Origin of the sequence: Micromonospora coerulea (genome assembly GCF_016598485.1) — a bacterium.
Classification (GTDB): Bacteria; Actinomycetota; Actinomycetes; order Mycobacteriales; family Micromonosporaceae; genus Micromonospora; species Micromonospora coerulea.
In genome coordinates, this window is the sequence record NZ_JAEMUW010000104.1 from 1 (window position 1) to 804 (window position 804).

The 804-nt window shown below is 65.0% G+C and carries 1 protein-coding gene; it reads right to left on the reverse strand.

The features are described 5' to 3' along the window. Positions 1-480: 480 nt before the first annotated feature. Positions 481-726 (reverse strand): hypothetical protein, encoded by a 246-nt coding sequence (locus I8N68_RS32480; RefSeq protein WP_307813063.1) that lies wholly within the window; start codon positions 724-726, stop codon positions 481-483. Positions 727-804: the final 78 nt, after the last annotated feature.

Genomic DNA, 804 nt, shown 5'->3' on the forward strand with positions numbered 1-804 from the left:
GCCGGCCGCAGGCATTTCGGGCATCACGACCGCTGGACGCGCCCTTCCAAACTGACGGTGCCCGTTCATCGCCTCGGCCGAGGTGGGTTCTCGTCTAGCTCCACCCCTGCCGCCAGCTGGATCTCAAAGCCAGGCGATCGACCTGCTGCCAGCGACTCAAGCGCTTGCACGAGCGCTTCAACGTTGGGCCGCGAGCAGCCGACTCGGATGAAGAACTCGGCACAGGACGAACCAGCAGTCGCCTCCGCTAAGACGGCCGCCAGGCGGCCGACCTCACCGCGGTTCAACGTGAGAGTCACCTGGTCACCTTCGTAGACGCCACGCACGAGTCCCTCCCTCCATCCAGCAGCCGTACAGCCATCCGTACAGCCAAGCTATTCAGCTAGAGCCGACGCAGCCCGACAGCGGCAGACCAATTGAGCAGCGGCAGGGTACATCCACCAGCCATCCGCGATCTTCTTCTAATCCGAAGGCCGCATCTCAGTCGAGCAGTCCCGGAACCCGCTCCTGAAGCTTGGCCATCACCCGCGACAGCCCGGCGGCCAAGTCGTCCCCGTCCCACCGCACATGTTCCCCGCCCAGGGGCTTGCCCGACACCAGCACCGTCCAGCGGCCGTGTTGGCGTTCGCCGTCCATCTTGACGATGGCGACCAGGCCGCGATCCCCGAGCTGGACCAGCAACTCCGTCAGGCATTCATCCAACCCCATAGCCGCGTATTCGATCACGAACGCTCAGGGACACGCAGTCCGCATCTGGTCCGCAAGAGGTCCACGGACGGCGGGGGAGTGGTGTGAGATGTCGAG